Here is a 5,009-nt window from a genome sequence, read left to right as displayed (position 1 = left end):
TCGGCCGCGCCGATCAAGGGAGTTGAATCCTTGTCATGCATCTGCCACAACTCTGCAATCGAATCCCCGTCGAACGCCCGCACGGTGGCGCGAACGGGCTGCTACGGTGGCCGGGTTCCGCCCCCCCTAGGGGGTGTCTTGTCGATCAGGCCGGGTCAGGGAGCGGCGTCTGGCGCCGTGCGTCGCAAGGCGGAGGAGGGAATCCCTGCGGAGCATCGGCGACCGACGACAACGCGGCGAGGCGCGGTGCCAGGCGGCGCGAGCCCGGAAAGATCGGCGAGACACCCCCTAGGGCCGTGTCGTCCACGGCGAAGCCGGTCCGGAGCGAGGAGAGCCCGCTGACCTGCGTGTCGACGCAGGGCGGGTCAGCGCCGGGCGGCCTCCAGGACCGCTTCCAGCTGCCGCAGCGGCTCGGCGCCGACGAACCGGAGGACGACGGTGTCGGCGCCCGACTCCCGCAGCGCGTCGATCCGTGCCGCGGCCCCGGCGGCGTCGCCGGAGACGGTGAAGACCTCCTCCTGCGGGCGGCCCAGCCAGGCGCCGTGCCCCTCGGTGTGCGGGTGCAGGGTCCGCGCGACCTCCTCGGGGTCGTCGCCGACGCAGGCGAACGCGAACACGTTCAGCGTGTGGCCGTCACCCGCGCCGCCCTTGGCCAGCAGCGCCCGGATGTGCTCCAGGTCCCGCGGTCCGTGGCCCTCGGCGATCAGCGTGCCGTCCGCGACCCGCCCGGACAGCTCCAGCGAGCGCGGCCGTACCACCCCCGCCACCAGCGGCGGCGGCTCGGCGGGCGGATGCACCAGCTCGATGCCGTCGATCCGCACCTCCCGCCCGTCCACCGTGACCCGCTCCCCGTGCAGCAGCGCCCGCACCGAGGTGATCGTCTCCTCCAGCAGGGCCAGCGGAGAGCGCGGCGCCACTCCGACCTGCTCCATCCACTCCCGTACGCCATGACCGATCCCGGCCACCAGGCGGCCGGGGAACACCCGTGCCAGCGTGGCCAGTTCCATCGCCAGCAGGGCCGGGCTGCGCAACGGCGCCGGGGCAATCCCGATGCCCACCCGCAGCCGCTCGGTCGCGCCCAGCGCCACGGCCGCCGCCGACACCCCGCCGTTCCAGCGCAGGTCCTCCACCACCCACAGGTCGTCCGCGCCGAGCGCCTCGGCCCGCCGCGCGAAGGCGGGCAACTCCTCGGGCACCCAGTCGCGGTCGTACATCACACCGATCCGGAGATTCGTCATGCGACGAAACCTACGTTCCGGCCGAAGAGGTGATCAACGGCTTTGCCGGTACGGGGTCGGCTGCCGCCGAAGCCCTGGAAGTGGTGCTGGACACTCTGGTCGGGCGCGTCCTGGACGGCGACGCCGTCTCCGTGACCGGTTCGGCAGGCTCCAGGCGGTCCACACTCCCGCGCGCCGCGCACGCAATCCGCAGACCGGTGAACGAGTCCTGGTCCCCGCAGGCCGGCGGATCGTGCTCCGCCCGGGCGCCGCGTTCACCGCGATGGCTCGCGGCGAGCGCCCCGGATCGCGGCGACGGGAATGGTGCCGTGGACGACATAAGCCCTCTTGTCGTGGCGAGGGGCGACGGCCACGGAGTTCTCGAGCCGGTTGATCGTTCGCTCGACCTCGTTGCGGCGTTCGCAGATCTCGCTGTCGGAGCCGGTCGGCCGGCCGCCCTTGCTTCCGCCTCTCGTGCTGCCCCTGCTGCGTGCTGACGAGCACGGCAGGACGTCGAAGCGACGCTGACCATGCTCCAGTCGATCCGGCCTACGAGGTCGGCTTCCGCCGGGACAGCACGCAGAATCCGGTCCCTCGTGCCGTCCGCCGACCAGCGCCGGTGCCGCTCATAAACGGGCTTCCAGCTGCCGAAACGCTCCGGAGGATCCCGCCACGGTATGCCCGTTCGGGCCCGGAACAGGATGCCCTGATCACCCTGCGGTGATCGTTCCACCGGCCGCCACGCTGTCCCGGCGCCGGTAAGTGCGGCTCCAGCCGGCCCCACTCGGCATGTGTCGGATCACCCCGCCCCATGCCCGGAGCAATGAGCCGGCAATCCGCTGGTCAGATGATCCGCCGGACAGTGTCTAGGCTCCCTGACCATCCGTGAGCGCCTGGGCCAGCGCGGTGGCGAACCCGTCGGGGTTGTCCAGCATCAGGTTGTGCCCCGCCGCCGGGACCTCGCGTACCGGGACGCCGGCCGCCGCCATCCACTCCGCGTCCGGCTCGGGCAGGCTCCACTCCCCCACCAGGAAGGTCCGGGGCACGCCGAGGCCCACGAGGAGCTCGCCGCCCGACGGCACGGTGCCCTGGACGAGCGCCACCGCGCTGCGGTGCACCGCCAGCGGGTCGGCGAGGCGCAGCCGGGCCGTGTAGTCGGGACGGTCGCCGGTGGCCAGCATGCGGGCGAAGCCCTCCGCGACGAACGCCTTCTCCTCCTGGGCGGCGACGGGACCGCTGAACGCGCCTTCCCCGGGACGGAGGTTGGGCTCGGCCACGACGAGCCGGGCCACGAGGTCCGGACGCGCCGCAGCCAGCTGGATCGCGACGGCGCCGCCCATCGAGTGCCCGACCAGGTCCACGCCGGCGAGCCCGAGGTGGTCGAGCATCGCGGCGACCGCCGCCGCCTGGGACTCCATGCGGTAGTCGAAGCCGGCGGGCCGGTCGCTCAGGCCGTACCCGAGGAGGTCCACCAGCAGCGCTCGGCCGCCTCCGAGGGCCGGGTGCGTCGCGATGTGCGCGAAGTCCGAGGCCCCCGTGCAGCCCAGCCCGTGGACGAAGACGCGCACGGGCCCCTCGCCCGGCAGGTCGATCCACCGGATGTGGGCCCGCTCGTCCTCCAGGTACAACTCCCGCATGCCTGCCCGCTCCCCGTTCCGAACGCCGTACACCCGCGCGCACGGTCGGCACCCACCTTAGAAGGGGGCACCGACAGCGCGTCCGGGCGCCCCCGCGTCAGGCCGGGGAGAGCACCGCCAGCAGGTGGGCGACGGCGGCGGCGACCGCCGTGCGGGCCGGGCCGAGGTAGCGGCGGGGGTCGACCGCCTCCGGGTTCTCCGCGAGGTGCGCCCTTACGGCCCGGGTGAAGGCCTTGTTGAGGTGCGTGGAGACGTTCACCTTCGTCATGCCCGCGGCGACCGCGGCCGTGAGGTCGGCGTCGGCGACGCCCGAGGAGCCGTGCAGCACCAGCGGGGTGTCGATCGCCGCCCGCAGCCGGGTGATCAGCTCGAAGTCCAGGACCGCGTCACGGGTGAGCATCTGGTGGGAGCTGCCCACCGCCACGGCGAGCGCGTCGATCCCCGTGGCCGCGACGAAGGCGCGGGCCTCGTCGGGATCGGTGCGGACTCCGGGGGTGTGCGCCCCGCCCTTGCCTCCGATCTCGCCGAGTTCGGCCTCCACCCAGACGCCGTGCCGGTGGCAGAACTCCACGACCTCGCGGGTCGCGGCGACGTTCTCCGCGTACGGGAGCGTGGAGGCGTCGAACATGACGGATCCGAGGCCGAGGGCGACCGCCTCGTGCACCAGCTCGGCGTTCTCCGCGTGGTCGAGGTGGACGGCGACGGGCACCTTCGCCGCCCTGGCTACGGCGAGGGAGGCGAGGGCGACCGGTTCCAGGGCGCCGTGGTAGCGGACGGTGTTCTCGCTGATCTGGAGGACCACCGGCCGGTCGGCGCTCTCCGCCCCGGCCACGATCGCCTGGGCGTGCTCCAGTTGGAGGACGTTGAAGGCGCCGACGCCCCGGCCGGCGGTGCGGGCCCGGCGGACGATCTCGTCGGTGGGCGTCAGCGGCATGGTCCTTCTCCCGTGGGGACGGCGGGTGCGGCGGGGGCGGGGGCCGGCCGGAGGGGCGGCCGGAGGGGCGGCCGGCCGGAGGGGCGGTCAGTCATCGAGGTCCGCCAGGACGACCGAGCGGGTCAGGTTCCGGGGGGTGTCGGGGTCGAGGCCGCGTGCCTCGGCGAACGCGACGGCCAGGCGCTGGGCGCGTACGAGGTCGGCCATGGGGTCGAGGTCGCTCTCCTCCACGGTGCCGCCGACCTTGCGGACCTCGTCCGCGAGCCCGGCGGGCAGGGCGCCGAAGCCCCAGGCCACCCGGCCGGGGCCGGTGATGCTGATGGGGCCGTGGCGGTACTCCATCGCCGGATACGCCTCGGTCCAGGCGCCCGCCGCCTCGCGCATCTTGAGGCCGGCCTCCAGGGCGAGTCCGTAGGTCCAGCCGGTGCCCAGGAAGGTGAGCTGCTCGGCGGAGACGAGCGCCTCGTCCAGGGGGAGGCCGAGGGCCCGTTCGGCGTCGCCCGCCGCTTCCTCCACGGTGGCGACGCCCTCGGGCAGGGCGTCCTCGGACTCCAGGTGGGCGCGGAGGAGGGCCAGGGCGGTCGTGGCGAACCGCGTCTGCACGACCGATTCCTCGTCGGCGAAGTCCAGGACGGCGACCGCGTCGGCCAGGTCCATGACGGGCGTGGTGGGGTCGGCCGTCAGGGCTCCGGTCGGCACGTCGCCCCGGAGCCGGGCGAGGACGGCGAGGACCTCACTCGTCGTGCCGGAGCGGGTGATCGCGAGGACCCGGTCGTAGCGGCGGCCGTACGGGAAGGCGGAGGCGGCGAAGGCGTCGCTCTCCCCGTGGCCGCCGGTCTCGCGCAGCTCCGCGTAGGCCAGGGCCATGAACCAGGAGGTGCCGCAGCCGATGACGGCGACGCGCTCGCCGCGCCGGGGCAGGGCCGCGGTGTGCCGGCCGAGGCTGCGGGCCGCCTGCCGCCAGGTGGCGGGCTGGGAGGCGATCTCCGCTGAGGTACGGGAGGTCATGCGGCGCTCCTTGCAACAGAGAGACGGAGTGATGATTGAAGTTGCTCGCATCTCGTCAGATTCAAGCAGATCCACGCAGTCACTTGCCAGGTTCCGTGCAGCGCGGCGGTTAGAATCGGACGCGCGGACGAGCGGGAGGGAACGGCACACATGGCCAAGCACGAGCGGTGGAACGCGCTCCTCGAACTGCTCGCCGGTTCCGGCAGGGTGGAG

The 5,009-nt window shown here is 73.7% G+C and carries 5 protein-coding genes and 1 pseudogene; 1 reads left to right on the top strand and 5 read right to left on the bottom strand.

What is annotated here, in order from left to right; all coding sequences use genetic code 11:
- Window positions 1-365: 365 nt before the first annotated feature.
- Window positions 366-1,238 (bottom strand): LLM class flavin-dependent oxidoreductase, encoded by an 873-nt coding sequence (locus RIF68_RS27155; RefSeq protein ID WP_309053933.1) that lies wholly within the window; start codon window positions 1,236-1,238, stop codon window positions 366-368.
- Between RIF68_RS27155 and RIF68_RS27150 the strand changes: the two genes are divergently transcribed.
- On the top strand, window positions 1,237-1,611 hold the full coding sequence (locus RIF68_RS27150; protein ID WP_309053932.1) for an HU family DNA-binding protein: 375 nt from the start codon (window positions 1,237-1,239) through the stop codon (window positions 1,609-1,611). The two genes, RIF68_RS27155 and RIF68_RS27150, sit on opposite strands and share 2 nt — an antisense overlap.
- On the opposite strand, the pseudogene RIF68_RS27145 reads toward RIF68_RS27150, so the two are convergent.
- The 4 genes and pseudogenes from RIF68_RS27145 to RIF68_RS27130 form a co-directional block, all read right to left on the bottom strand.
- Window positions 1,493-2,030, bottom strand: a pseudogene (locus RIF68_RS27145) (IS5 family transposase). The gene RIF68_RS27150 and the pseudogene RIF68_RS27145 overlap by 119 nt on opposite strands.
- 53 nt (window positions 2,031-2,083) lie before the next feature.
- Entirely contained in the window at window positions 2,084-2,854 is a 771-nt protein-coding gene (locus RIF68_RS27140) for an alpha/beta hydrolase (protein WP_309053931.1), read from the bottom strand.
- A 97-nt stretch (window positions 2,855-2,951) separates the two neighbouring features.
- Window positions 2,952-3,788 (bottom strand): class II fructose-bisphosphate aldolase, encoded by an 837-nt coding sequence (locus RIF68_RS27135; RefSeq protein ID WP_309053930.1) that lies wholly within the window; start codon window positions 3,786-3,788, stop codon window positions 2,952-2,954.
- A gap of 87 nt (window positions 3,789-3,875) precedes the next feature.
- On the bottom strand, window positions 3,876-4,796 hold the full coding sequence (locus RIF68_RS27130; protein WP_309053929.1) for a sugar isomerase: 921 nt from the start codon (window positions 4,794-4,796) through the stop codon (window positions 3,876-3,878).
- Between the last annotated feature and the right edge of the window lie 213 nt (window positions 4,797-5,009).

Origin of the sequence: Streptomyces sp. (genome assembly GCF_031178505.1) — a bacterium.
GTDB classification, from domain to species: domain Bacteria; phylum Actinomycetota; class Actinomycetes; order Streptomycetales; family Streptomycetaceae; genus Streptomyces; species Streptomyces gulbargensis.
This window is presented reverse-complemented; position numbering and strand designations above follow the sequence as displayed.

What these genes read in the sequence shown, in the direction of transcription:
- RIF68_RS27155 (WP_309053933.1), bottom strand. Translation starts at nt 1,238, where the DNA reads ATGACGAATCTCCGGATCGGTGTGATGTACGACCGCGACTGGGTGCCC.
- RIF68_RS27140 (WP_309053931.1), bottom strand. Translation starts at nt 2,854, where the DNA reads ATGCGGGAGTTGTACCTGGAGGACGAGCGGGCCCACATCCGGTGGATC.
- RIF68_RS27135 (WP_309053930.1), bottom strand. Translation starts at nt 3,788, where the DNA reads ATGCCGCTGACGCCCACCGACGAGATCGTCCGCCGGGCCCGCACCGCC.
- RIF68_RS27130 (WP_309053929.1), bottom strand. Translation starts at nt 4,796, where the DNA reads ATGACCTCCCGTACCTCAGCGGAGATCGCCTCCCAGCCCGCCACCTGG.
- RIF68_RS27150 (WP_309053932.1), top strand. Translation starts at nt 1,237, where the DNA reads ATGCGACGAAACCTACGTTCCGGCCGAAGAGGTGATCAACGGCTTTGC.